Origin of the sequence: Streptomyces tamarix, from assembly GCF_032423885.1 — a bacterium.
Classification (GTDB): Bacteria; Actinomycetota; Actinomycetes; order Streptomycetales; family Streptomycetaceae; genus Streptomyces; species Streptomyces tamarix.
Genome location: NZ_JAWCTQ010000002.1, coordinates 1 through 22,621, shown reverse-complemented (window position 1 = coordinate 22,621; position 22,621 = coordinate 1). Strand labels below are relative to the sequence as shown.

General features: G+C 75.6%; 19 protein-coding genes and 1 pseudogene. 12 read left to right on the top strand and 8 right to left on the bottom strand.

Features of this window, described 5'->3' with window-relative positions:
• Positions 1 to 60: 60 nt before the first annotated feature.
• Both RND61_RS02155 and RND61_RS02150 read right to left on the bottom strand, forming a co-directional pair.
• Entirely contained in the window at positions 61 to 975 is a 915-nt protein-coding gene (locus tag RND61_RS02155; RefSeq protein ID WP_315875902.1) for an A/G-specific adenine glycosylase, read from the bottom strand.
• 72 nt (positions 976 to 1,047) lie between these two features.
• On the bottom strand, positions 1,048 to 1,725 hold the full coding sequence (locus tag RND61_RS02150; RefSeq protein ID WP_315875901.1) for a phosphatase PAP2 family protein: 678 nt from the start codon (positions 1,723 to 1,725) through the stop codon (positions 1,048 to 1,050).
• A gap of 170 nt (positions 1,726 to 1,895) precedes the next feature.
• Between RND61_RS02150 and RND61_RS02145 the strand changes: the two genes are divergently transcribed.
• Complete coding sequence (locus RND61_RS02145) at positions 1,896 to 2,738, top strand: hypothetical protein (RefSeq protein WP_315875900.1); 843 nt, start codon at positions 1,896 to 1,898, stop codon at positions 2,736 to 2,738.
• A 76-nt stretch (positions 2,739 to 2,814) separates the two neighbouring features.
• Here RND61_RS02145 and disA read toward each other — a convergent pair whose 3' ends face one another.
• On the bottom strand, positions 2,815 to 3,936 hold the full coding sequence (gene disA, locus RND61_RS02140; protein ID WP_315875899.1) for a DNA integrity scanning diadenylate cyclase DisA: 1,122 nt from the start codon (positions 3,934 to 3,936) through the stop codon (positions 2,815 to 2,817).
• Positions 3,937 to 4,050: 114 nt separating this feature from the next.
• The gene (radA, locus tag RND61_RS02135) at positions 4,051 to 5,451 is read right to left on the bottom strand and encodes a DNA repair protein RadA (RefSeq protein WP_315875898.1); all 1,401 of its coding nucleotides are present in this window, start codon (positions 5,449 to 5,451) and stop codon (positions 4,051 to 4,053) included.
• 377 nt (positions 5,452 to 5,828) lie between these two features.
• Between radA and RND61_RS02130 the strand changes: the two genes are divergently transcribed.
• A complete protein-coding gene (locus RND61_RS02130) occupies positions 5,829 to 7,604 on the top strand; it encodes a BACON domain-containing protein (protein ID WP_315875897.1) in 1,776 nt (591 codons plus the stop codon).
• A gap of 12 nt (positions 7,605 to 7,616) precedes the next feature.
• On the opposite strand, the gene RND61_RS02125 is transcribed toward RND61_RS02130, so the two are convergent.
• Positions 7,617 to 8,501, bottom strand: coding sequence for a hypothetical protein (locus tag RND61_RS02125; protein ID WP_391652688.1), 885 nt, complete (start codon positions 8,499 to 8,501; stop codon positions 7,617 to 7,619).
• Positions 8,502 to 8,550: 49 nt separating this feature from the next.
• Here RND61_RS02125 and RND61_RS02120 point away from each other — a divergent pair, with 49 nt between their 5' ends.
• From RND61_RS02120 to ilvD, 4 genes are all read left to right on the top strand, one after another.
• Complete coding sequence (locus RND61_RS02120) at positions 8,551 to 9,480, top strand: Ppx/GppA phosphatase family protein (RefSeq protein WP_315875896.1); 930 nt, start codon at positions 8,551 to 8,553, stop codon at positions 9,478 to 9,480.
• 35 nt (positions 9,481 to 9,515) lie between these two features.
• A complete protein-coding gene (locus tag RND61_RS02115; protein ID WP_315876103.1) occupies positions 9,516 to 10,355 on the top strand; it encodes a sugar phosphate isomerase/epimerase family protein in 840 nt (279 codons plus the stop codon).
• On the top strand, positions 10,352 to 10,969 hold the full coding sequence (locus tag RND61_RS02110) for a TetR/AcrR family transcriptional regulator (protein ID WP_315875895.1): 618 nt from the start codon (positions 10,352 to 10,354) through the stop codon (positions 10,967 to 10,969). Before RND61_RS02115 ends, RND61_RS02110 begins: the two co-directional genes overlap by 4 nt.
• 235 nt (positions 10,970 to 11,204) lie before the next feature.
• Complete coding sequence (ilvD, locus tag RND61_RS02105; protein WP_315875894.1) at positions 11,205 to 13,058, top strand: dihydroxy-acid dehydratase; 1,854 nt, start codon at positions 11,205 to 11,207, stop codon at positions 13,056 to 13,058.
• 432 nt (positions 13,059 to 13,490) lie between these two features.
• On the opposite strand, the gene RND61_RS02100 is transcribed toward ilvD, so the two are convergent.
• Positions 13,491 to 15,668 (bottom strand): serine/threonine-protein kinase, encoded by a 2,178-nt coding sequence (locus RND61_RS02100; RefSeq protein ID WP_315876102.1) that lies wholly within the window; start codon positions 15,666 to 15,668, stop codon positions 13,491 to 13,493.
• Between the two features lie 160 nt (positions 15,669 to 15,828).
• Here RND61_RS02100 and RND61_RS02095 point away from each other — a divergent pair, with 160 nt between their 5' ends.
• The 5 genes from RND61_RS02095 to proC all read left to right on the top strand — a co-directional run bounded on the left by RND61_RS02095 (position 15,829) and on the right by proC (position 19,519).
• Complete coding sequence (locus RND61_RS02095) at positions 15,829 to 16,092, top strand: peptidase (protein WP_315875892.1); 264 nt, start codon at positions 15,829 to 15,831, stop codon at positions 16,090 to 16,092.
• A 45-nt stretch (positions 16,093 to 16,137) separates the two neighbouring features.
• A complete protein-coding gene (locus RND61_RS02090; protein ID WP_315875891.1) occupies positions 16,138 to 16,686 on the top strand; it encodes a hypothetical protein in 549 nt (182 codons plus the stop codon).
• A 331-nt stretch (positions 16,687 to 17,017) separates the two neighbouring features.
• Positions 17,018 to 17,806 (top strand): ABC transporter ATP-binding protein, encoded by a 789-nt coding sequence (locus RND61_RS02085; protein ID WP_315875890.1) that lies wholly within the window; start codon positions 17,018 to 17,020, stop codon positions 17,804 to 17,806.
• Entirely contained in the window at positions 17,803 to 18,540 is a 738-nt protein-coding gene (locus RND61_RS02080) for an ABC transporter permease (protein WP_315875889.1), read from the top strand. The genes RND61_RS02085 and RND61_RS02080 overlap by 4 nt, the downstream gene beginning before the upstream one ends.
• A gap of 169 nt (positions 18,541 to 18,709) precedes the next feature.
• Positions 18,710 to 19,519, top strand: coding sequence for a pyrroline-5-carboxylate reductase (gene proC, locus RND61_RS02075; protein ID WP_315875888.1), 810 nt, complete (start codon positions 18,710 to 18,712; stop codon positions 19,517 to 19,519).
• A 52-nt stretch (positions 19,520 to 19,571) separates the two neighbouring features.
• Here proC and RND61_RS02070 read toward each other — a convergent pair.
• Positions 19,572 to 20,162 (bottom strand): annotated as a pseudogene (locus RND61_RS02070) (isochorismatase family protein); the annotation flags it as partial.
• A 93-nt stretch (positions 20,163 to 20,255) separates the two neighbouring features.
• Here RND61_RS02070 and RND61_RS02065 point away from each other — a divergent pair.
• Positions 20,256 to 21,242, top strand: a complete 987-nt coding sequence (locus RND61_RS02065) for a GlxA family transcriptional regulator (RefSeq protein ID WP_315875887.1) — start codon at positions 20,256 to 20,258, stop codon at positions 21,240 to 21,242.
• Here RND61_RS02065 and trpS read toward each other — a convergent pair.
• The gene (gene trpS, locus RND61_RS02060; protein WP_315875886.1) at positions 21,209 to 22,210 is read right to left on the bottom strand and encodes a tryptophan--tRNA ligase; all 1,002 of its coding nucleotides are present in this window, start codon (positions 22,208 to 22,210) and stop codon (positions 21,209 to 21,211) included. The genes RND61_RS02065 and trpS overlap by 34 nt on opposite strands.
• Positions 22,211 to 22,621 lie beyond the last annotated feature (411 nt).

The following is a 22,621-nucleotide window of genomic DNA, read 5'->3' as shown; positions in this document are numbered from 1 at the left end:
GGCGGGGACGCGGAGCGGGACGGCCCGGGAGGGGGCCGGTCGGGTGGACGGCAGCCGGTCTCAGGCGGACGGGAGCCGGTACAGGCCGTCGTCCAGGGGCTCCACGAGCCCGTCCGAGACGAGGCCGTCCAGGGCGCGGGCGCGCTGCACCGCGTCGTGCCACACCGCGTCCAGCGCGGCCTGCGGCACCGGGGCGGTCGCCTCCCGCAGGACGGCGAGCAGCTTGCCGCGGACCTGCCGGTCCGTGCCCGCGTACGTCTGGCCGCGCCGCGGCGGGCCGTCGTGGGCGGGCTTCCCGGCGAGCCGCCAGGCGCACGCGCGTGCGATCGGGCAGCGCGCGCAGTCCTCGCCCCGCGCCGTGCACACCAGTGCGCCCAGCTCCATCGAGGCCGCCGCCCAGCGGGCCGCCGTCGCCTCGTCGTCCGGCAGGAGGGCGCGCGCGAGGCGGCGCTCGGCGGCGGTCGTGGCGTTCGGCGGGTACTGGACGCCGGTCACCGCGCGCGCGAAGACGCGGCGGACGTTGGTGTCCAGGACGGGATGCCGCCTGCCGTACGCGAACGACGCCACCGCCGCCGCCGTGTACTCCCCGATGCCGGGCAGCGCCAGCAACTGGGCGTGGTCGCTCGGCACGTCGCCGCCGTGCCGTTCCGTTATGGCGATGGCCGCGCCGTGCAGCCGCAGGGCGCGGCGCGGGTACCCCAGCCGGCCCCAGGCGCGGACCGCCTCGCCGGGCGCCTCGGCAGCCAGCGCGGCGGGGCGCGGCCAGCGGGCCAGCCACTGCTCGTACACCGGCAGGACCCGGTTCACCGGGGTCTGCTGGAGCATGAACTCGCTCACCATCACCCCCCAGGCGCCCGCCTCGGGGCGCCGCCAGGGCAGGTCGCGCGCGTGCTGGTCGAACCAGGCGAGGACGGGCGCGTGGAGTCGCTCGGCCGGGGGGAGGGGGGCCGTTTCGGGAGTCTCGGTCGCAGTCATGACCCTCCGATCCTGACACGGCCGGGCGGGTTTTCGGCGCTCCCGCCCCCCCGGGCCCCGTCGACGCGCCCCTCAGGAGACCCGGCGGTGGCCCGCGCGGCGGCGGGCCGCGCGACGGCCGCGCTGCCGGGGGATCGCCGCGGCCAGGTCGATGTCGGGGCCGGGGCCCGCCAGCCACCGGGCGGCGCCCGAGCGGCTCGTCCGCATCGTCTCCACCAGGCGCCGCGTCGGGCCCGTCAGCAGGCGGACGAACACGACCACCGCCAGCGCGCCCACCACGAGGCCCGCGGCCACGTCGTGCGGGTAGTGCACGCCCACGAACACCCGGGAGGACGCCATCACGACCGCCAGCGGCACCGTCAGCCACGCGATCCGCCGCCACGCCAGCGCGAGCGCCATCGCCGACGCGCCCGCGATGGCCGAGTGGTTGCTCGGGAACGACCAGTCCCCGTACGGGGGGCACTGTGCGATCGACGCGACGGCGCCGACCACGGCACGGCACGGCCTCTCCTCGTCCACCAGCGACTTCAGCGTCTCGCTGACGACGTAGCCGAAGGCGGTGGCGACCGGCGCGAGCGCGGCGAGCGCCACCGCCCGCCCGTCGGCGGGCCGCACCCGCCACCAGGCGACGACGAACAGCACGCCGAAGACCAGCAGGCCGGCGTCGGTGCCGATCTCGGCGAACACGTGCACCCAGGCGGGGGTGTCCCGGGCGAAGTCGGTGACGGTGCGATAGAGGTCCTCACTCATGAGCAGGGACGGTACCCGGCCGCCGGAATCACTCGTTCGGCGCCATCCTCCGCGGACGCGCCCGGCGGGTCCGTGCAAAACGGCCACGCAGGTGTGATCATCGGTAAAACTTGGCGCGAGACCGGCGCGTGGGGCCGGTGGCGGCCGTGATCTCTCGTACAGTTTTCGCCGTGGGATCTCTGCGCAATCCGGTCGGGCCGCTTCCCTCCTCCATCTACTGGCGGCGGAGGGCGGTCTTCGCGACCGTGATCGCGCTGCTCGTCGCCCTGGTCGTGTGGTTCGTCGGCTCCGGCGACGGCGAACCCCCGCGGGGCGGCGACGGTGCCAACGCCGGTTCGCCCGCCCCGTCCATCACGCCCGGCCCGTCGCCCTCGGGTCCCGCCATCGGCACGCAGCCCGGCGGCCGGGACGAGTCCGGCGCCTCCGGGGGCTCCGGAGGCTCGTCCGGTACGGGCGGCCCCGGCACGGGCGGGAGCGGCTCCGGCTCCGGTACGGGCGGCGGCCAGGGGGCCGGCGCGGGCGCGGGTGCCGGCGCGGGCTCCGGTACGGGCGCGGGCGGCCAGGGCGGCGGACCGGGTTCCGCCCAGCAGGTCCCGGCCGACTCGCCGCTGCCGGTCTGCGCCCCGGGCACGCTGCAACTGACGCTGGGCAGCACCAAGGTCTCGTACGCCCCCGGTGAGAAGCCGCGGTTCCGGCTGACCGCGCGGAACACCTCCGCGGCCGGGTGCAAGACCGACCTCGGCCCGGCCACCGCGGTCCTGACGATCAGTGACGAGGGCGGCGACGAGATCTGGTCGTCCAAGGACTGCCCCAAGGGCCCCGGCAGCGTGTACGTCGCCGTCCCGGCCGGGGGCACCGCCACGTACACGGTCGAGTGGGACCGCCGGCACGGCGCGCCCCGCTGCGCCACGCCCCCCGTGAAGACGGCGGGCCCGGGCACCTATCTGGCGGAGGCCGCCGTGCCGGGCGTGAAGGGCGTACTGCGGTCGTCGATCACGCTGGCGAAGGACTGAAGGGCCGAAGCGCCGAGAGCCTGGGAGGCCGGTGGGCCGGAGGCCCGGGTGGCGGGGGCCGGCGCCCCCGCGGCCGTCAGACGTACCGTTCGAGGATCGACGACTCGGCGAGCCGCGACAGGCCCTCCCGGACGCTGCGGGCGCGGGCCTCGCCGACGCCGTCGACGGCCTGCAGGTCGTCGACGCTCGCCGCGAGCAGCTTCTGCAGCCCGCCGAAGTGCTCCACGAGCCGCTCGATGATCGCGCCCGGCAGGCGCGGCACCTTCGCCAGCAGCCGGTAGCCGCGCGGCGACACCGCCGAGTCCAGCGTCTCCGGCGAACCGCTGTAACCGAGCGCGCGGGCCACCGTCGGCAGCTCCAGCAGCTCGGCGTGCGACAGCGCGTCCAGCTCCGTCAGGGCCTCCGCGACCGTACGGGACCGCTTCGCGGTCGGCTCGGGCACGTAGTCCCGCACCACCAGCTCCCGCTCCGGCTCCACGCCCGCGATCAGCTCGTCCAACTGGAGCGAGAGGAGGCGACCGTCCGTACCCAGCTCGACGACGTACTCCGCGATCTCCGTGGCGATCCGGCGGACCATCTCCAGGCGCTGCGCCACGGCCGTCACGTCCCGGACCGTCACCAGGTCCTCGATCTCCAGCGCGGAGAGCGTCCCGGCCACCTCGTCGAGGCGCAGCTTGTACCGCTCCAGCGTGGCGAGGGCCTGGTTGGCGCGCGACAGGATCGCGGCGGACTCCTCCAGGACGCGGCGCTCGCCGTGCACGTACAGGGCGATCAGCCGCATCGACTGCGACACGGAGATCACCGGGAAGCCGCACTGCTTGGACACCCGGTCCGCCGTGCGGTGCCGCGTGCCGGTCTCCTCGGTCGGGATCGACGCGTCGGGAACCAACTGGACGCCCGCACGGAGGATCTTGGTGATGTCCTTGTCGAGGATGAGGGCGCCGTCGAGCTTGCAGAGCTCGCGCAGGCGAGTCGCGGTGAACTCGACGTCCAGGACGAAACCGCCGGTGCACATCGACTCGACGGTCTTGTCCATGCCCAGGACGATCAGACCGCCCGTGTTGCCGCGGAGGATGCGCTCCAGTCCGTCCCTCAACGCCGTGCCGGGGGCGACCGCGCTGAGGGACGCGCGCATCAGCGCTTCGTTGCCGGAGCCTCCGCCCGACTTTCCGGGTGTTCCCCGGTCGTTGGCTGCCACTGCACTCCTCCGGCTCGTACGGGTGGGCGAGACCAGCCCAAAGTCTAGCGACCCCCACCGCACCAGTGGCTCCGCCGACAAATCACCCGCCCGCCCGGGGCGGGGCCCGGCGCCCTACTCCGTGGCCGGGGCGGAGCCCCGGCGGGTGCGGGGGAGGACCTGGAGGGCCTCGCCCACGTCCGCGACCTCCCGCACCCGCATCCCCGCGGGCACCTTCCCCGGGTCCCCCGGCACCAGCGCGTGCGTGAACCCCAGCCGGTGCGCCTCCGCGAGCCGCCGCTGCACCCCCGTCACCCGCCGCACCTCCCCGGCGAGGCCCACCTCGCCGATCGCCACCAGGTTCTTCGGCAGCGGGGTGTCGGACGCCGCCGACGCCAGCGCCAGCGCGACCGCCAGGTCCGCCGCGGGCTCGGACAGCCGTACGCCGCCCACCGTCGCGCTGTAGATGTCGCGCTTGCCGAGCGCGCTGATCCGCCCCCGCTGCTCCAGCACCGCCAGCATCATCGACACGCGGGACGTCTCCAGGCCCGACGTCGTACGCCGCGGCGAGGGGATCTGGGAGTCGACCGTCAGCGCCTGCACCTCCGCGACCAGCGGTCGCCGCCCCTCCAGCGTGACCGTCAGGCACGTCCCCGGCACGGGCTCGGCGCGCCGCGTCAGGAACAGCCCGCTCGGGTCGGCCAGGCCCGTGATGCCCTCGTCGTGCAGTTCGAAGCAGCCGACCTCGTCGGTCGCCCCGTACCGGTTCTTCACGCCCCGCACGAGCCGCAGCCGCGCGTGCCGGTCGCCCTCGAAGTGCAGCACCACGTCCACCAGGTGCTCCAGCAGCCGCGGCCCCGCGATGGCCCCGTCCTTCGTGACGTGGCCGACCAGCAGCGTGGCCATGCCGCGCTCCTTGGACGCCCGGATCAGCGCCCCGGCCACCTCCCGCACCTGCGCCATGCCGCCCGGCGCCCCGTCGATCTCCGGCGACGCCACCGTCTGGACGGAGTCCAGGACCAGCAGCGACGGCTTCACCGCGTCCAGGTGCCCCAGCACCGTCGACAGGTCCGTCTCCGCCGCCAGGTACAGGTGGTCGTGCAGCGCGCCGATCCGGTCGGCGCGCAGCCGGACCTGGCTCGCCGACTCCTCACCCGTCACGTACAGCGTCGGGTGCTCCGCGCTCGCCGCCTTCGCGGCCACGTCCAGCAGCAACGTCGACTTGCCGACGCCGGGCTCGCCCGCGAGCAGGACGACCGCGCCGGGCACGAGCCCCCCGCCCAGCACCCGGTCCAGCTCGTCCACGCCCGTCGAGCGGGCCGTGGCCTGCCGCCCGTCGACCTGGCCGATCGGCACCGCCGCCGTCGACACCCGGCCGGCCGCCGTCGTCCGCACGGCGGGCGCGCCGCCGTACTCCTCCACCGTCCCCCACGCCTGGCACTCGGGGCAGCGGCCGAGCCACTTGGCGGTCGTCCAACCGCATTCGGTGCAGCGGTAGGACGGCCGGTCCTTGGAGGATTTCGTACGGGCAGCCATGCGACACACCGTAGCCGCCGCCACTGACAGCGGACGGCCGCCCGCCGCCGCGCGACCGGCCCCGGGCCGCCGCGTCCGCCTCCTCCGGTCCCGGGCGGGCACTCCGCGGGGCCCGGACGCCCCGCCGACACCGCTACCGCCCGGGGACCGCGCCCCGCCGGCACCGCCGCCCCCCCGGAACCGCGCCGCCCCCGAACGCCCCGCCCGGGGCCGCCGCCGCCCGGGGCCACACCGCCTGGGGCTGGAGACGTTGAATACGGCCGACACGGAGCATTGGCAAATCCCGCTGTCCCCTTTCGAGGGACACGTTCACCCATAAGGCTTAAAAGTGCCCAACGGGTGCGAGGAGTGTGCCTCCAGGCGCCTACGGTCGCCGGGTGACGAGCAGCAGGCTGGAGCACCCCACGGACACCACCGGCGCACACCGGGCGCAGCACCGTGCGCCCCGGAGCGGGCAGGCGGTGGCGCAGCACCCGCCCACCCGCTACGAGCCGTACCTCGACGGCCTCTTCACCTACTGCCTCTCCGTGCTGTGCGACCACGACGCGGCCACCGCCGTCCTCGGCGAGGTCCTGGCCGTCGCGGAACGCCAGCACGGGCGCTGCCCCGCGGACCCGTCGCTCCGCAAGGCGTGGCTGTACGCGCTCGCCCGCTGGGCCTGTCTGCGCGAGCTGGCCCGGCGGCGGCGCGTCCGGCACGGCGCGCGCACCCGGTGGCCGGTCTCGGAGGAGGCGCCCCGCGCCCCCGAAGAGGCCCCCCGAGATCCCGAGGGGGCCCCGGGGACGCCCGGGGAGACCCCCGGGACACCCGAGGAGGCCCCCCGCGACGGTGCGGAGGCCGCCGAGCGGCACCGCGGCGAACTGGCGCTCCTCGCCTGGCCCGAGGCGGCCGGCACCACGCCGGAGCAGCGCGAGGCCCTGGAGCTCGCGGTACGGCACCAACTGGACGCCCCCGAGGTCGCCGCCGTCCTCGGCATGGCCCCGCAGGCCGCCCGCGAGTTGCTGTCCGCCGCCGCGTGCGAGGTGGAGCGGACCCGCGCCGCCCTCGCCGTCGTCGAGACCGGCACCTGCCCCGCCGTCGCCCGGCTCACCGGCGACCACCGGGTGCTGCTGTCCTCGGCGCTGCGCCGGGAACTGGTCCGGCACGTCGACGACTGCCCGGTGTGCCGCCGCACCGCCGAGCGCGCCGAGGCCGCCGGCCCCTGGCCGGGCTCCACGGTCACCCCCGCCACGCTCCCGCTCGTACCGGCACCCCGGTCGGCGGCGCGCGCCGCGATGCTCGACGCCTCCCGCGCGCGCTCCACCGGGCCGCGCTTCGGGCGGGACGGCTTCCCCCTCGACCCCAAGGACCACGCCGCGCGCCGCGCCCGGCTGCGCACCCGCGCCGTGACCACCACCGTCATCGCCGCCGTCGTCGCGGCACCCGTCCTCGCGCTGTGGGTCGCGTACCAGGGCGACACGGCGGCCGACGGGGGCCGCGACGACCGGGCGTTCAGCGCCCCCGGCCAGGCCGGCGCCCGGGACGGCGGCCACTACGCGAACGCCGGCAGCACCCGCACCGGCCCCCGGTTCCACCTGCCCCGCCAGGCCCCGGACGTCTCCGTCGAGGTGCTCAGCGGCGGCTCCGCCCCGTCACCGGCGACCTTCGGGCGCCGCGGCCTCGGCCGCGTCACGGTCACGGCCCGGTCGTACGGCGACGTCACGGTGCTGACGCTCACCGCGTCCGGCGGCCCCGTCGACTGGTCCCTGCGGACGGACGCCCCCTGGCTCCGCGCCAGCCGTACGTCCGGGACGCTGGAGCCGGGCCGGTCGGCCTCCGTGTACGTCTCCGTCGACCGCGCCCGCGAACCGCGCGGCCCCTGGACCGCCCGCGTCCACGTCGGCCCGTCCGGCGCGGTCGTCGCCCTCACCGGGTACGGGCCCGGCCGCGTCCCGGCCCGCCCGGAACCGCCCCGCGGCCCCGTGGCGCCGCCCGCCCCGCCGCAGGTCGCCGCGTCCGTCCCCTCGCCCGCCCCGCCCGCGGCGAGCGAGCCGCCCCCGGCGACGGAGCCCCCGCCGTCCGTCGACCCGCCGCCCCCGACGGACGCCCCGCCCCCGGCGACGGAGCCGCCCGCGTCCGAACCGGCGGCGGGTCCCCCTCCGCAGCCGCAGTGACCGCCGGGCGCCCTACGACACGGGCCCGGCGGGCCCGGTAGGTCCGATCGGGGCCACCGGGTCCGCCGGGTGCGGGGCCACCAGCGGCAGCGAGGACGCCAGCCGCGCCTCGCACAGCCCCACCAGCACGTCGTACGCCGCCCGGCCCATCAGCTCCGTCAGCTCCGGCCGGTACGTCACGTACACCGGCTCGCCCGCGCCGTGCGCCGAGGTGGCGGAGGTGCACCACCAGTGCAGGTCGTGCCCGCCGGGGCCCCAGCCCCGGCGGTCGTACTCGCCGATCGACACCTGGAGCACCTTCGTGTCGTCCGGCCGCTCGATCCAGTCGTACGTCCGCCGCACCGGAAGCTGCCAGCACACGTCCGGCTTCGTCTCCAGCGGCTCGCGCCCCTCCCGCAGCGCCAGGATGTGCAGCGCGCACCCCGCGCCGCCCGCGAAGCCGGGACGGTTCTGGAAGACGCACGAGCCGTTCCAGCGGCGCGTCTGCCGCTCGCCGTCCTCGTCGAGCTGCACCCAGCCCGTCGCCGTCCCCACGTCGTGGAACTGCCACAGCTCCGGCGTCAGCCGCGCCACGTGCCCGGCGACCCGCTTCTCGTCGTCCTCGTCGGAGAAGTGCGCGCCGAGCGTGCAGCACCCGTCGTCGGCGCGGCCCGCCTGGATGCCCTGGCAGCCGCTGCCGAAGACGCACGTCCAGCGGGACGTCAGCCACGTCAGGTCGCAGCGGAAGACCTGGTCCTCGTCGGCCGGGTCCGGGAACTCCACCCACGCGCGCGGGAAGTCCAGGCCCTTCTCGTCGTCCTCGCGGTCCTCGTGCGGGACGCCGGCCCCGGCCGCCGGGGCGTCGCGCTTCTTGCCGGATCCCGTTTCGCCCGGCTTGGCCTTCTTGGTCTTTGGCACTCCTCCAGCGTAGGCGCAGCCCGTCCCCCGCTCGCAGTAGCGTGCTGGCATGAGACTCGGAGTCCTCGACGTCGGTTCGAACACGGTGCACCTGCTGGTCGTGGACGCCCACCCCGGCGCCCGGCCGCTGCCCGCCCACTCCCACAAGGCGGAGCTGCGCCTGGCCGAACTGCTCGACGCGGACGGCGCGATCGGCGCCCCCGGCGTCGACCGGCTCGTCACGATCGTCGGGGACGCCCTCCACACCGCCGAGGAGAAGGGCTGCGAGGCGGTCCTCCCCTTCGCGACCTCCGCCGTCCGCGACGCCGCCAACGCCGAGGCGGTCCTCGCGCGCGTGAAGGCCGAGACGGGCGTCGACCTCCAGGTCCTCACCGGGGCGGAGGAGGCCCGGCTCACCTTCCTCGCCGCCCGCCGCTGGTTCGGCTGGTCGGCGGGGAAGCTGCTGCTCCTCGACATCGGCGGCGGCTCCCTGGAGATCGCGTACGGCATCGACGAGGAGCCCGACGCGGCCGTCTCCCTCCCGCTCGGCGCCGGACGGCTCACCGCCGGCTGGCTGCCCGGCGACCCGCCGGACCCGGCCGACGTGCGGGCGCTGCGCCGCCACGTGCGGGCGGAGATAGCCCGGACGGTCGGCGAGTTCGCCCGCTTCGGCCGGCCCGACCACGTCGTCGCCACGTCCAAGACGTTCAAGCAGCTCGCCCGGATCGCCGGGGCGCCGGGCTCCGGCGACGGCCTGTACGTGCAGCGCGTACTGAGTCGTTCGTCACTGGAGACGTGGGTGCCGAAGCTGGCCGCCATGACCGTCGAGCAGCGCCGCGGCCTGCCCGGCGTGTCCGAGGGCCGGGCCGCCCAACTGCTGGCCGGGGCGCTGGTCGCGGAGGGGGCGATGGACCTGCTCGGCGTCGACGTGCTGGAGATCTGCCCGTGGGCGCTGCGCGAGGGCGTCATCCTGCGTCGCCTCGACCACCTCCCCGGGTGACGGGCCGGGCCCGTACCCTTTTCCTCGTGGCAGACGTGGCAGACGCGGTAGAGCAAGCGGAGCGGCCGGGGGCGCGCGCGCCCCGCGTGAAGGTCGCCCTCTCGACGGCCTCGGTCTACCCCGAGTCGACGGCGACGGCCTTCGAGGTGGCCGCGCGCCTCGGCTACGACGGTGTCGAGGTGATGGTGTGGACGGACCCGGTCAGCCAGGACCTGGAGGCCCTGCGCCGGCTCTCCGACTACCACCAGGTGCCCGTGCTCGCCGTGCACGCCCCCTGCCTGCTGATCACCCAGCGCGTCTGGTCGACCGACCCGTGGGTGAAGCTCCAGCGCGCCCGGGCGGCGGCGGAGAAGCTCGGCGCGTCGACGGTCGTCGTCCACCCGCCGTTCCGCTGGCAGCGGCAGTACGCGCGCGACTTCGTCTCCGGCATCTGGCGGATGGCGAACGAGACGGACGTGCGGTTCGCCGTCGAGAACATGTACCCCTGGCGGTACCGCGACCGCGAGATGCTCGCGTACGCCCCCGAGTGGGACGTCACCAAGGACGACTACCGCCACTACACGGTCGACCTCTCCCACACGGCGACCGCCCGCACGGACGCGATGGCCATGGTGTCCCGCATGGGTGACCGGCTGGGCCACGTCCACCTCGCGGACGGGCGCGGCTCCGCGAAGGACGAGCACCTGGTACCGGGCCGCGGCACGCAGCCCTGCGCCGAACTGCTGGAGCACCTCGTCCGCACCGGCTTCGACGGGCACATCGTCATCGAGGTCAACACGCGGCGCGCCATGTCCGCCGCCGAGCGGGAGGCGGACCTCGCCGAGGCGCTGGCCTTCACCCGGCAGCACCTGGCGTCGTCGGCCCGCGTCCCGTGACCGGCGCAGCGGCGCCGCGCCGGGGCCGCGGCCGGCCGCCCGCCGCCGAGCGCGCGGACGGGCCCGGCGCCCGCGAGCGCATCCTGGAGGCGGCCCGCGACGAGTTCGCCGAGCGCGGCTACGACAGGACGTCGGTGCGCGGCATCGCGAAGGCCGCCGGCGTCGACGCGGCCCTCGTCCACCACTACTTCGGCACGAAGGACGAGGTGTTCGCGGCGGCCGTCGAGGTCTCCTTCGAGCCCGCGCTGGTCGTCCCGGCCGTGGTCGGCCCCGGCCCCGCCGGCGTGGGGGAGCGGCTGGCCCGCTACTTCTTCGACGTGTGGGAGGACCCGGCCGCGCGCGCGCCGCTCCTGGCGGTGATCCGCTCGGCGCTCACGCACGAGGCGGCGGCGAAGGTGCTGCGCGGGTACGTGCTGCGGCGGGTGCTGGAGCGGGTCGCGGAGGAGCTCGACGTACCGGACCCGCGGTTCCGGGCGGAGCTGGCCGCGTCGCACATGATCGGCATCGCGGTCCTGCGGTACGTCATCCGGGTCGAGCCGCTGGCGTCGGCGGAGCCGGAGGCGATCGTGGCCGTGGTCGCGCCGACCCTCCAGCAGTACCTGACCGAGGCGTGACCCGGCCTCCAGCGGTACCTGACCGAGGCGTGACCCGGCCTCCAGCGGTACCTGACCGAGGCGTGCCCCGACCCGCCAGCGGGTCCCCGCCCGAGGCGTGATCCGACTCCGGGAGCGCGGGGGCGGGTGACCGGGAGACGACCGGTGTGTCCCGTTATCCGGACAAGCTGTCCACTTCCTGGAGGGGCGGCGTACGCTCGTAGGAGCCAGTCTCTTTGATGAGGAGCGAGCGACGATGCCCGAGCTGAGGTCCCGCACAGTCACCCACGGCCGCAACATGGCGGGCGCCCGTGCCCTTATGCGCGCCTCCGGGGTACCGGGCGAGGACATCGGGCGCAAGCCGATCGTCGCCGTCGCCAACTCCTTCACCGAGTTCGTCCCCGGCCACACGCACCTCCAGCCCGTCGGCCGGATCGTCAGCGACGCCATCAGGGCGGCCGGGGCGATCCCGCGCGAGTTCAACACGATCGCCGTCGACGACGGCATCGCGATGGGCCACGGCGGCATGCTGTACTCGCTGCCGTCCCGCGACCTGATCGCCGACTCCGTCGAGTACATGGTCGAGGCGCACTGCGCGGACGCCCTGATCTGCATCTCCAACTGCGACAAGATCACCCCCGGCATGCTGATGGCGGCGCTGCGCCTGAACATCCCGACGGTCTTCGTCTCCGGCGGCCCCATGGAGTCCGGCCGCGCCACCCTGGTCGACGGCACGGTCCGCACGCTCGACCTGGTCGACGCGATCTCCGACGCGGCCAACGACAAGATCTCCGACGAGGACATCCTCCGCATCGAGGAGAACGCCTGTCCGACCTGCGGCTCCTGTTCCGGCATGTTCACCGCCAACTCGATGAACTGCCTGACGGAGGCCATGGGCCTCTCCCTCCCCGGCAACGGCTCCGTCCTCGCCACGCACACGGCCCGCCGCGCCCTGTACGAGAACGCGGCGCGCACGGTCGTCGAGGTGACGAAGCGGTACTACGAGCAGGACGACGAGTCGGTCCTGCCCCGCAACGTCGCCACGTTCGCCGCCTTCGAGAACGCGATGGCCCTGGACATCGCCATGGGCGGCTCCACCAACACGATCCTGCACCTGCTGGCCGCCGCGCAGGAGGCGGGCGTCCCCTTCGGGCTGGAGGAGATCGACGCCGTCTCGCGCCGCGTGCCGTGCCTGGCGAAGGTCGCGCCGAACGTCGCGAAGGACCGCACGTACTACATGGAGGACGTGCACCGCGCCGGAGGCATCCCCGCCCTGCTGGGCGAGCTGCACCGCGCGGGCCTGCTCAACGAGGACGTGCACGCCGTCCACAGCCCGTCCCTGGCGGACTGGCTGAAGACCTGGGACGTGCGCGGCGGCTCCCCGTCCGCCGAGGCCGTCGAGATGTGGCACGCGGCGCCGGGCTGCGTGCGCTCCGCGGAGGCGTTCTCCCAGTCGGAGCGGTGGGAGGCCCTGGACCTCGACGCCGAGAACGGCTGCATCCGCTCCGCCGAGCACGCCTACTCCAAGGACGGCGGCCTCGCGGTCCTGAAGGGCAACCTGGCGGTCGACGGGTGCGTCGTGAAGACGGCCGGCGTCGACGAGTCGATCTGGACGTTCGAGGGCCCGGCGGTCGTCTGCGAGTCGCAGGAGGAGGCCGTCGAGAAGATCCTCAACAAGCGGGTGAAGGACGGCGACGTCGTCGTCATCCGCTACGAGGGCCCCAAGGGCGGCCCCGGCATGCAGGAGATGCTCTACCCGACGTCGTTCCTGAAGGGCCGCGGCCTCGGCAAGACCTGCGCGCTGGTCACCGACGGCCGCTTCTCCGGCGGCACGTCCGGCCTGTCCATCGGCCACGCCTCCCCGGAGGCGGCGTCCGGCGGCACGATCGCGCTGGTCGAGGACGGCGACCGGATCCGCATCGACATCCCGAACCGCACGATCGAGCTGCTGGTCGACGACGAGACGCTGTCCGCCCGCCGCGACGCCCTGGCCGGCGCGTACGCCCCGAAGAACCGTACGCGCAAGGTCTCGGCGGCCCTCCGCGCCTACGCGGCCATGGCCACCAGCGCCGACAAGGGCGCCGTCCGCGACGTCACGAAGCTCCCGTAACGCCGGCCCGGGTCGGGGCCCCGCCCGGGCCCCGTCCGCTGATGTCTCGGGTGCGGTGGGTCGTTCCGTCCGGTGGCCGTCCGTCGATCCCCTGGTCGGGCGGGCCGTTCCATCCGGGGGTGTCCGCTGGCGTTTCCGGCGTGGCGGTCGTTCTGCCCGGGTCCGTCCGCTGGTCTTCCCTGGTCGGGCGGGTCGTTCCGTTCCGGGCCTGTCCGCTGGTGCTTCCGGTGTGGCGGGTCGTTCTGCCCGGGCCCGGCCGCTGATCCCCCTGGACCGGTGAGTCGTTCTGTCGGGGTCCCGGCCACCGGCCCTCCCCGGCCGGGCGGGTCGTTGCGCCCGGGGCGGCGGGCCTGCGGGTGCCCCGCACCGCCGTACCGCGCCGACCGGAGTCGGCCGCCCCGCGCGCGGCGCCCGGCACCGGCCCGCGGGCCCTCACCACCCGGCCGGGTCCACCGCGAACACCGCCCCGTCCGGCGCCCCGCCGTACACCTTGCCCCCGGACACCACCGGCGCGGCCAGTAACGGCACGACCCCGGCGGCCATCCGCGGCCCGCTCTGCCCGACCAGCACCCCCCGCCCGGCGTCGACCCCGAGCAGCCGCCCGTCGCCGGCCATCAGGAAGACCCGGCCGTCCGCGGCCACCGGCCGCGACACCCGCGCCGCCCCGGTCTCCAACCGCCACAGCTCCCGGCCCCGCCCGGGCCCGGTGCCCAGGTCGACCGCGGCCAGCGCGCCGCCCGACCCCACGACGTACGCGGTCTCCCCGTCCACCACGGCCTGCGCCTGGTCGGCCGCCCCCGTCAGTGCCACCCGCCGCACCCCCCGGTCCCGCAGGTCCAACCGCACCACGGCGTCGGTGTACAGGTCCTTGTCGGCGGAGAGCAGCACCAGCGCCTCCTCCGTCGCCTGCACCGGCGTCAGCGAACCGGGCACCCGCGTGCGCCACAGCACCCGGCCGTCCACCGGGTCCACGGCGCTGACCAGCGTCGACGTCCCGTTCCCCGCGACCGCCGCGGCGAACACGGGCCCGCCCGCCGCCCCGGCCACCCACTGCGCGCCGCGCGCCGCCGGCCGCCCCGTCCACCGACCGGCGCCCGTCGCGCCGTCCAGCGCCCGCACCCGGCCGTCCCCGTCGACGACGAGCACCGTGTCGGCGCCGTGCACGACCTGGGCGTACGCACCGAGGCCGACGCCCCAGCGGACCGCGCCCGTCGCGGGGTCGAGCGCCTCCAGCCGGGCGTCCCCGCCGGCCGCCGTACGGGGGCTCACCACCCGCACCAACCCCCCGGCCGCCACCACGGCGGCCCCCTCCTCCGGCGCGGCCGGCCCCCCGGCCGGCACCGACCAGACCACCGCCCCGTCCGCCGCGCCCAGCCGCGCGGCCTTCACTCCGGGCGCGGCGCAGTACAGCGCGCCGTCCGCGGCGGCGCACACCGGCGGCCGCGCCGCCTCGGCCCCCGTACCCAGCGGCACCGCCCAGGCCCGGAAGCTCCGTGCCGCGGCGGCGGGGCCGGCCTCCCGCGCCCCGTCCCGGCCGTCCGCGCCCCGGACGGCGACCAGCCCCCCGACGAGGGCCCCGGCCACCGCGACCGCCACGGCGACCCACCCGAGCCGCCGCGCCCCGCCGCGCCCACCGCCCGCAGGCGTACGCGCGTCCCGCGGGTCGCCGTCCGCCGGGCTGCCGTCCGCCGGGTCCCCGGCCCCGCGCTGCTCGGGCACCCGGATGCCCCCGGCCGTACCGGCACCCCTGCCCGCACCCCCGGCCGCGCCGGCGCCCCCGCCCCCCTCCGGCACGCGCAGGGCGACCATCACCTGCTCCGGCGTGGGCCGCTGTGCCGGGTCCTTGGCGAGGCACCGCCTCAACAACGGCGCGAGCTCCTCCGGCACGCCCGCCAGGTCCGGCTCGTTGTGCACCACCTGGTACGCCACCACGTACGGGCTGTTCGAATCGAAGGGGCCCCGCCCCGTCGCCGCGTGCACCAGCACCGCGCCCATCGCGAACACGTCCGCCGCCGGCCCCACGTCCCGGGGCCGCTGGAACTGCTCGGGCGCCATGAACGGCGGCGTGCCGATCAGCTTCCCCGTCTCGGTGCGCACGTCGCTGTCGCTCGGCCGGGAGATGCCGAAGTCGATGACCTTCGGCCCGTCCGCCGCGAGCAGGACGTTGCTGGGCTTCAGGTCCCGGTGGACGACCCCGGCCCGGTGGATGTCGCGCAGCGCCTCCGCGAGCCCGGCGCCGAGCCGGCGCAGCTCCGCCGCGTCCAGCGGCCCGTTCCGCTTGACCCGTTCCGACAGGGTCGGCCCGTCGATGAACAGGGTCGCCATCCACGGTCGCGCGGCTTCCGGGTCGGCGTCGACGACCGGCGCGGTGAACGCCCCGCTGACCCGCCGTGCGGCCTCGATCTCCTGCCGGAAACGCGCCCTGAACTCGGGGTCCGCCGCGTGTTCGACGTGGATGACCTTCACGGCGAGGCGCAGCCCGGAGTCCGACACGGCGAGTCGGACGACCCCCATGCCGCCCGAACCCAGCCAGTCCTCCAGCCGGTACCTGCCGGCGTACTCCGGATGCTCCGCTTCCGGTACGGTCCCGGGGCTGCGCAGCGGCGGCATCATCCACCCCCGTGTGTGCTCGCTCGGACGCGCGGCGCACGACCGGCGCACGCGCGACGCACGGAGCCTAGTCGATGATGCGTGCGATGTCGGTGTGGCTTGTTAGCCTCCCCTCCACAGACGCGCCCGCATCCGGCGGGAGCCTCGGGGGGAGGCACACATGGAGACGTACTCGGTCAAGCGCTACCCGGTCGCGCCGGGGGTCCGGCTCAACGTCCGCAGCGGTCCGGGCACGCAGTACGGCATCGTGAAGGTCCTGCCGGAAGGCGTGAACGTGCCGATCAACTGCCAGTCGCCGGGCACGTGGGTCTCGGGCCCGTACGGCACGTCGAACCTCTGGGACAACATCGCCAACGGCCAGTACGTGTCGGACGCGTACGTCCGGACCGGGACCGACGGGTACGTGACGGTGCGCTGCGCCTGACGCCCGCCCCGGCGGCGGCCCGGACCGGCGGGGGATAATCGTCCCGTGAGCGACCCCACGGACCCGACCGGCCCCGCCGACACCACCGGCCCCGCCGGCGCGACCCGCGCCACGGGCACGTCCGGCGGTCCCCGGCCCGAGCCCCTCCGCTTCTTCGGCACCACCTGGGTCGGCCACGACGGTGGGTACGGGCTGCGGCGCGCCGGTGTCGCCGCCGGCTCCCTGGCCGCGGCCGTCGCGGGCGCGCTCGTCCTGCGCTTCGCGTACGAGGGCCTGGCCATCGCCCGGGTCGGCGGCTTCGTCAACGGCCTGGTGATCGTGATGTTCGCGGTGTGCACGGCCATCGCGTTCCAGCGGACGTGGGAGGGGTTCGGCCGCCGCCCGGCCGACCCGGCCCGCGAGGACGCCCTGCGCAGCCTGAAGGCGATCGGCTTCGTCGGCTCGCTCCTCGCCTACTTCGTCCGCTCCCTCTTTGAGGCCCCCGGCGAGAAGCTCGCCCGCGCCGAGTACGAGGCGGCCCGCGCCCGGTACGAGAAGCGCCGCACCACCCGCACCGGCAACCCGGCGGCCCGCAAGAAGCGCCCCCGCCGCTGATGCTCCGCTCCTGGCGCCGGGCCTTCCCGTCCCGTACCGCGCCGGGTCCCGCCGTTGGCGCCGGGTGTCCCCGTCCCGCACCTCTCCGGGCGCTCCTACCGCTGGCGCCCCGCCGCTGACGCCGGGTGTCCCCGCGCCGCCCCGTACTGCGCCGGGTGTCCCCGCCCCGTACCGCGCCGCCTCGTACCGTGCCGGGCCCCGCCGCTGACGCCGGGTACCCCCGCCCCCGTACTACGCCAGCCCCTTCCCGCACCACCCCGGACACCCCGTCCCCCGCCCCGCTCCGAGCGCCCCCTTGACGCCTCTCTCCCCCGTACCCATAATTCATCACATGGTGAATTACTCCGGTGCGGCCGTCGAAGCCCGGGGACTGACCGTCACCCGGGGAACCCGCACCGTCCTGCGCGGCCTCGACTTCTCCGTACCCCCGGGCCGGATCACCGGCCTCCTCGGCCCCTCCGGCTGCGGGAAGACCACCCTCATGCGCGCCGTCACCGGCACCCAGGCCAAGGTCACCGGCGTCCTAGACGTCCTCGGCCGCCCCGCCGGCGACCCCGCCCTCCGCTCCCGCGTCGGCTACGTCACCCAGGCCCCGTCCGTCTACGACGACCTGACCGTCCGCCAGAACCTCGCCTACTTCGCCGAGGTCCTCCACCCCGGCCGCCGCCACCGCGACCACCGCGCCGGGGCCGTCGCCCGCGCCCTCGCCGACGTGGACCTCACCGACCGCGCCGACACCCTCGCCGGCCGGCTCTCCGGCGGCCAGCGCAGCCGCGCCTCCCTCGCCGTCGCCCTCCTCGACACCCCGGACCTCCTCGTCCTGGACGAGCCGACGGTCGGCCTCGACCCCGTCCTCCGCCGCGACCTGTGGGACCTCTTCCACCGCCTCGCCGCCGACCGGGGGACCGCCCTCCTCGTCTCCTCCCACGTCATGGACGAGGCCGAGCGCTGCCACCGCCTCCTCCTCCTGCGCGAGGGCGAACTCCTCGCCGACGGCACCCCCGGGGAACTGCGCCGCCGCCACGGCACCGCCACCGTCGAGGACGCCTTCCTCCACCTGGTCGACACCGCCGCCGCCAGGGCCGCCACCACCCGCACCCCACCCGAGGACCGGCCGTGAACGGATCCCGCACCCTGGCCACCGCCGCCCGCGTCCTGCGCCAGTTGCGCCACGACCCGCGCACCATCGCCCTGATGCTCCTCGTCCCGGTACTGATGATCACGCTGCTCCGGTACGTCTTCGACGGCGGCCCGAGCGTGTTCGACGGCATCGGCGCGTCCCTGCTCGGCATCTTCCCGCTGATCACGATGTTCCTGGTGACGTCCATCGCCACCCTGCGCGAACGCACCTCGGGCACCCTCGAACGGCTCCTCGCCATGCCCCTCGGCAAGGCCGACCTCATCGCCGGCTACGCCCTCGCCTTCGGCCTGCTCGCCGCCGTCCAGTCGGCCCTCGCCACCGCCGTCGCCCTGTGGGTCCTCGGCCTCGACGTGGCCGGCTCGCCCTGGCTGCTGCTCCTCGTCGCCCTGCTCGACGCGCTCCTCGGCACCGCGCTCGGCCTCTTCGTCTCCGCGTTCGCCGCGTCCGAGTTCCAGGCCGTCCAGTTCATGCCGGCCGTGGTCTTCCCGCAGTTGCTCCTGTGCGGCCTGTTCGCACCGCGCGACAGGATGCACCCCGCCCTGGAGGCCGTCTCGGACGTGCTGCCCATGTCCTACGCCGTCGACGGCATGAACGAGGTCCTCCACCACGCCGAGGTCACCGGCGCCTTCCTCCGCGACGTCCTGGTCGTCGCCGCCTGCGCCCTCCTCGTCCTCGCCCTCGGCGCCGCCACCCTCCGCCGCCGCACCCCCTGACCCGCCCCGGCCGCACCCCCTGACCCGCCCGCGGCCGTGCGCCCTGACCCGCCCCGGCCGTACGCCCCGCCCGCACCCGTACCGTCCTTCGGACAGCCGCGACGCCACCCCCCGCCCCGGTGGAAGGATGGCCCCCAGGCACGTACCCCACGGCGAGGTGAGCAGAGAAATGACCCAGACAGTCGCGGTCCTCGGCACCGGAAAGATCGGCGAGGCCCTCCTCAGCGGCATGATCCGGGCCGGTTGGCCCACCGCCCACCTCCTCGTCACCACCCGCCGCCCCGAGCGCGCCGAGGAGCTCAGCGCCCGCTACGGCGTCGAAGCCGTCGGCAACGCCGACGCCGCCAAGCGCGCCGACACCCTCATCCTCGCCGTGAAGCCCCAGGACATGGGCCGGCTCCTCGACGAGCTCTCCCACCAGGTCACCCGCGACCACCTCGTCATCAGCGCCGCCGCCGGCATCACCACGGCCTTCATCGAGGAGCGCCTCGCCCCCGACACCCCGGTCGTCCGGGTCATGCCGAACACCCCCGTCCTCGTAGACGAGGGCATGTCCGTCATCTCCGCCGGCACCCACGCCACCGGCGCGCACCTCGCCCACACCGAGGAGATCTTCGGCGGCGTCGGCAAGACCCTCCGCGTCCCCGAGTCCCAGCAGGACGCCGCGACGGCCCTGTCCGGCTCCGGACCGGCGTACTTCTACTTCCTCGTCGAGGCCATGACCGACGCGGGCATCCTCCTCGGCCTGCCCCGCGCCCAGGCCCACGACCTCATCGTCCAGGCCGCCATCGGCGCCGCCGTGATGCTCCGCGACAGCGGCGAGCACCCGGTCAAGCTCCGCGAGGCCGTCACGTCCCCCGCCGGCACGACCATCAGCGCCATCCGCGAACTGGAGAACCACGGCGTACGGGCCGCCCTCATCGCCGCCCTGGAGGCCGCCCGCGACCGCAGCCGCGAACTGGCCTCCGGCAACGGCTGACCCGGAGCCCCGCGGCCGGGGTCACACCGCCCCGGCCGCCCCCGCCCCGGCCGCCCCGCAGCACGTCCGCCGTCGTCACGACCGTCGCGAACCCGCCCCCGTGCAGCGACACCGCCGTCGCCCGCGACAGCTCGTCCGCGGTCAGCGTCCAGCCGAACGGCCCGGTCCCGTCGAACGTGTGCATCGCGTCCAGCGGGAACAGCACCTCGTACCCGAGGTTCCCGGCCATCCGGGCCGTCGTCTCGTTGCACATGTTCGTCTGGACGCCCACGACCACGACCTGCCGCACCCCGGTGCCCCGCAGCCACGCGTCCAGGTCCGGCTCCCCGTAGAACGCCGAGTTCACCGACTTCACCACCAGCAGCTCGGGCCCGGCGCCCTTCCCCCGCCGCTCCTCCACCACGTCCTGGAAGCCGTTCCCCGGCTGCCCCGGCCGCAGCGGCGACCGCGGACCCGTCGAGTCGTGCCGTACGAACACGACCGGCCGCCCCGACCCCTGCCACACGTCGATCAGCGCGGCGATGTTCCCCTCCGCCGCCGGATTGTTCCGCCGCCCCCAGGACGGGTCCGCGAACCCCTTCTGCACGTCCACCACGACCAGCGCGGCGTTCGCAGCGACCTCGGCATTCCCGTTCAGTTCCATGCCGGAATCCTCCGGCCGCCGCACCACGCCCCACCAGTGGCGGAAACGCCGCCCATCGATGGATTGCCGCCACCCCGATGGCATCCTGCCCCCATGACCGTGCACCGCGTGGCGATGCTCGCCTTCCCCGGCGTACGCCCCTTCGACGTCTCCGTCATCACCGAGGTCTGGGGCGTCGACCGCACCGACCGCGGCGTCCCCCCGTTCGAACTGCGGCGCGCCGCCGCCGACCCGGGCACCCCCATCCCCCTCCGCGGGGGCCTCGCCCTCACCCCGGACCGTCCCCTCGCCTGGCTCGACGAGGCCGACCTCGTCATCGTCCCCGGCCTCACCGACCCCGACGTCGACATCGCCGCCCCCGTCCTCGACGCCCTCCGCCGCGCCCACCACGCGGGCACCCCCGTCGCCGCCCTGTGCGCCGGCGCGTTCGCCCTCGCCCGCGCCGGCCTTCTCGACGGCCGCCGCGCCGTCACCCACTGGTACGTCGCCGACCGCCTCCGGGAACGCCACCCCGCCGTCACGGTCGAACCGAACGCCCTGTTCATCGAGGACGGCGGCCTGTGGACGTCGGCCGGCACCGCCGCCGGCGTCGACCTGTGCCTCCACCTCGTCCGCACCGCCCACGGCGCCGAGACCGCCGCGACCATCGCCCGCGCCATGGTCACCGCCCCGTTCCGCACCGGCACGCAGGCCCAGTTCATCGAGCACCCCACCCCGCGCGCCGACCGCGACGCCGACGCCCTCGCCGCCGTACGCGCCCACGCCCTCGCCCACCTCGGCCAACCGCACACCGTCGCGTCCCTCGCCGCCCGCGCCGGCATGTCCCCGCGCACGTTCGCCCGCCACTTCCGGGCCACCACCGGCACCACCCCCCTCCGGTGGCTCACCGCCCAGCGCGTCGCCGCCGCCCAGAAGCTCCTCGAACGCACCGACCACCCCCTGCCCGAGGTGGCCCGCCGCGCGGGCTTCGGCAGCGAGGTCACCATGCGCCAGCACTTCGCGGCCCACCTCGCCACCAGCCCGCGCGACTACCGCGCCGCGTTCCGTCAGACGGCCGGCAGCAGCCCCACGGCCCGGTAGGCCCGGTCCACCACCGGCCGCGCCATCGCCCGCGCCCGGCTCGCCCCCTCCCGCAGCACCCCGTCCACGTACGCCGGGTCGGCGGCCAGCTCCGCGTGCCGCGCCCGCAACGGCCGCAGCAGCTCCACCACGGCGTCGGCGACGTCCTGCTTCAGCGCCCCGTACGAGGCGTAGCCCTCCGCCGGCCCCGCCGGGTCGTCCGCGCCCGTACAGGCGGCGAGCACCTCCAGCAGGTTCGCCAGGCCCGGCCGCCCCTCCCGGTCGTACACGACGTCCCGCCCGCTGTCGGTGACGGCCCGCATCACCTTCCGCCGCACCACGTCCGGCTCGTCGAGCAGATGGACGACACCGGGCCCGTCGTCGTCCGACTTCCCCATCTTGGCCGTGGGGTCCTGGAGGTTCATGACCCGCGCCCCGACCGCCGGGTGCGTGGCCTTCGGCACGGTGAACGTGTGCCCGTACCGTTGGTTGAACCGCACCGCCAGGTCCCGCGTCAGCTCCACGTGCTGCACCTGGTCGTCGCCCACGGGCACCTCGTCCGCCTCGTACGCGAGGATGTCCGCCGCCATCAGCACCGGGTACGTCAGCAGCGACAGCCGCACGCTCCCGCCCCGTCCCCGCTCCCGCGCCGCCTTCTCCCGGTACTGGATCATGCGCCGCATCTCCCCGTCGGTGGCCGTGCACTCCAGCAGGTACGACAGCCGCGCGTGCTCGTCGACGTGGCTCTGCACGAAGAGGACGCAGCGCTCCGGATCGAGCCCCGCCGCGAGGAGCAGCGTCGCCACCTGCCGGCTGAGCCGCCGCACCCGTGCCGGGTCGTGCTCCACGGTCAGGGCGTGCAGGTCGACGACGGAGAACAGGGCGTCCGCCCGGTACTGGTCCTCCTCGACCCACTTCCGCACGGCCCCGATGTAGTTGCCCAGTGTCAGGTGCCCGGTCGGCTTGACCCCGCTGAAGATCCGCGTCATGTCCCTGTCCCTCTCACTCCTGGTCGGAACCACCGCTCCCCGCGGCCGTTCCTCCCGGAGGGGGAAACGCGAACGGCCGCCGGGGCGGCGGCCGTCGTGTGCATGCGTCAGTGCGCGGCCGCCGTCAGGCGGCCCACCACAGAAGGCTGTGCGCATGCGCTGTCATGGTTCCACCGTAACGGGGTAGGGGCCTGGGTTGACACTGGTTTGCCTGATGCGTAGTGTTCTCCGAGTTGTCCGACGTGAGCGCCGACTCCGGTCGGTCCCCGGACAGCCATTCCGCAAGAACCACTTCCAGCGAGCGACGCACTGTCGCGCCGCTTTACGTGCGCTTTTGCGAAATGAGGAATCCTCGCTTGAGAGAGCGGGAGCCCGATTAGCGTCGGGCCCACGGATTCGCTAAGGTTCACG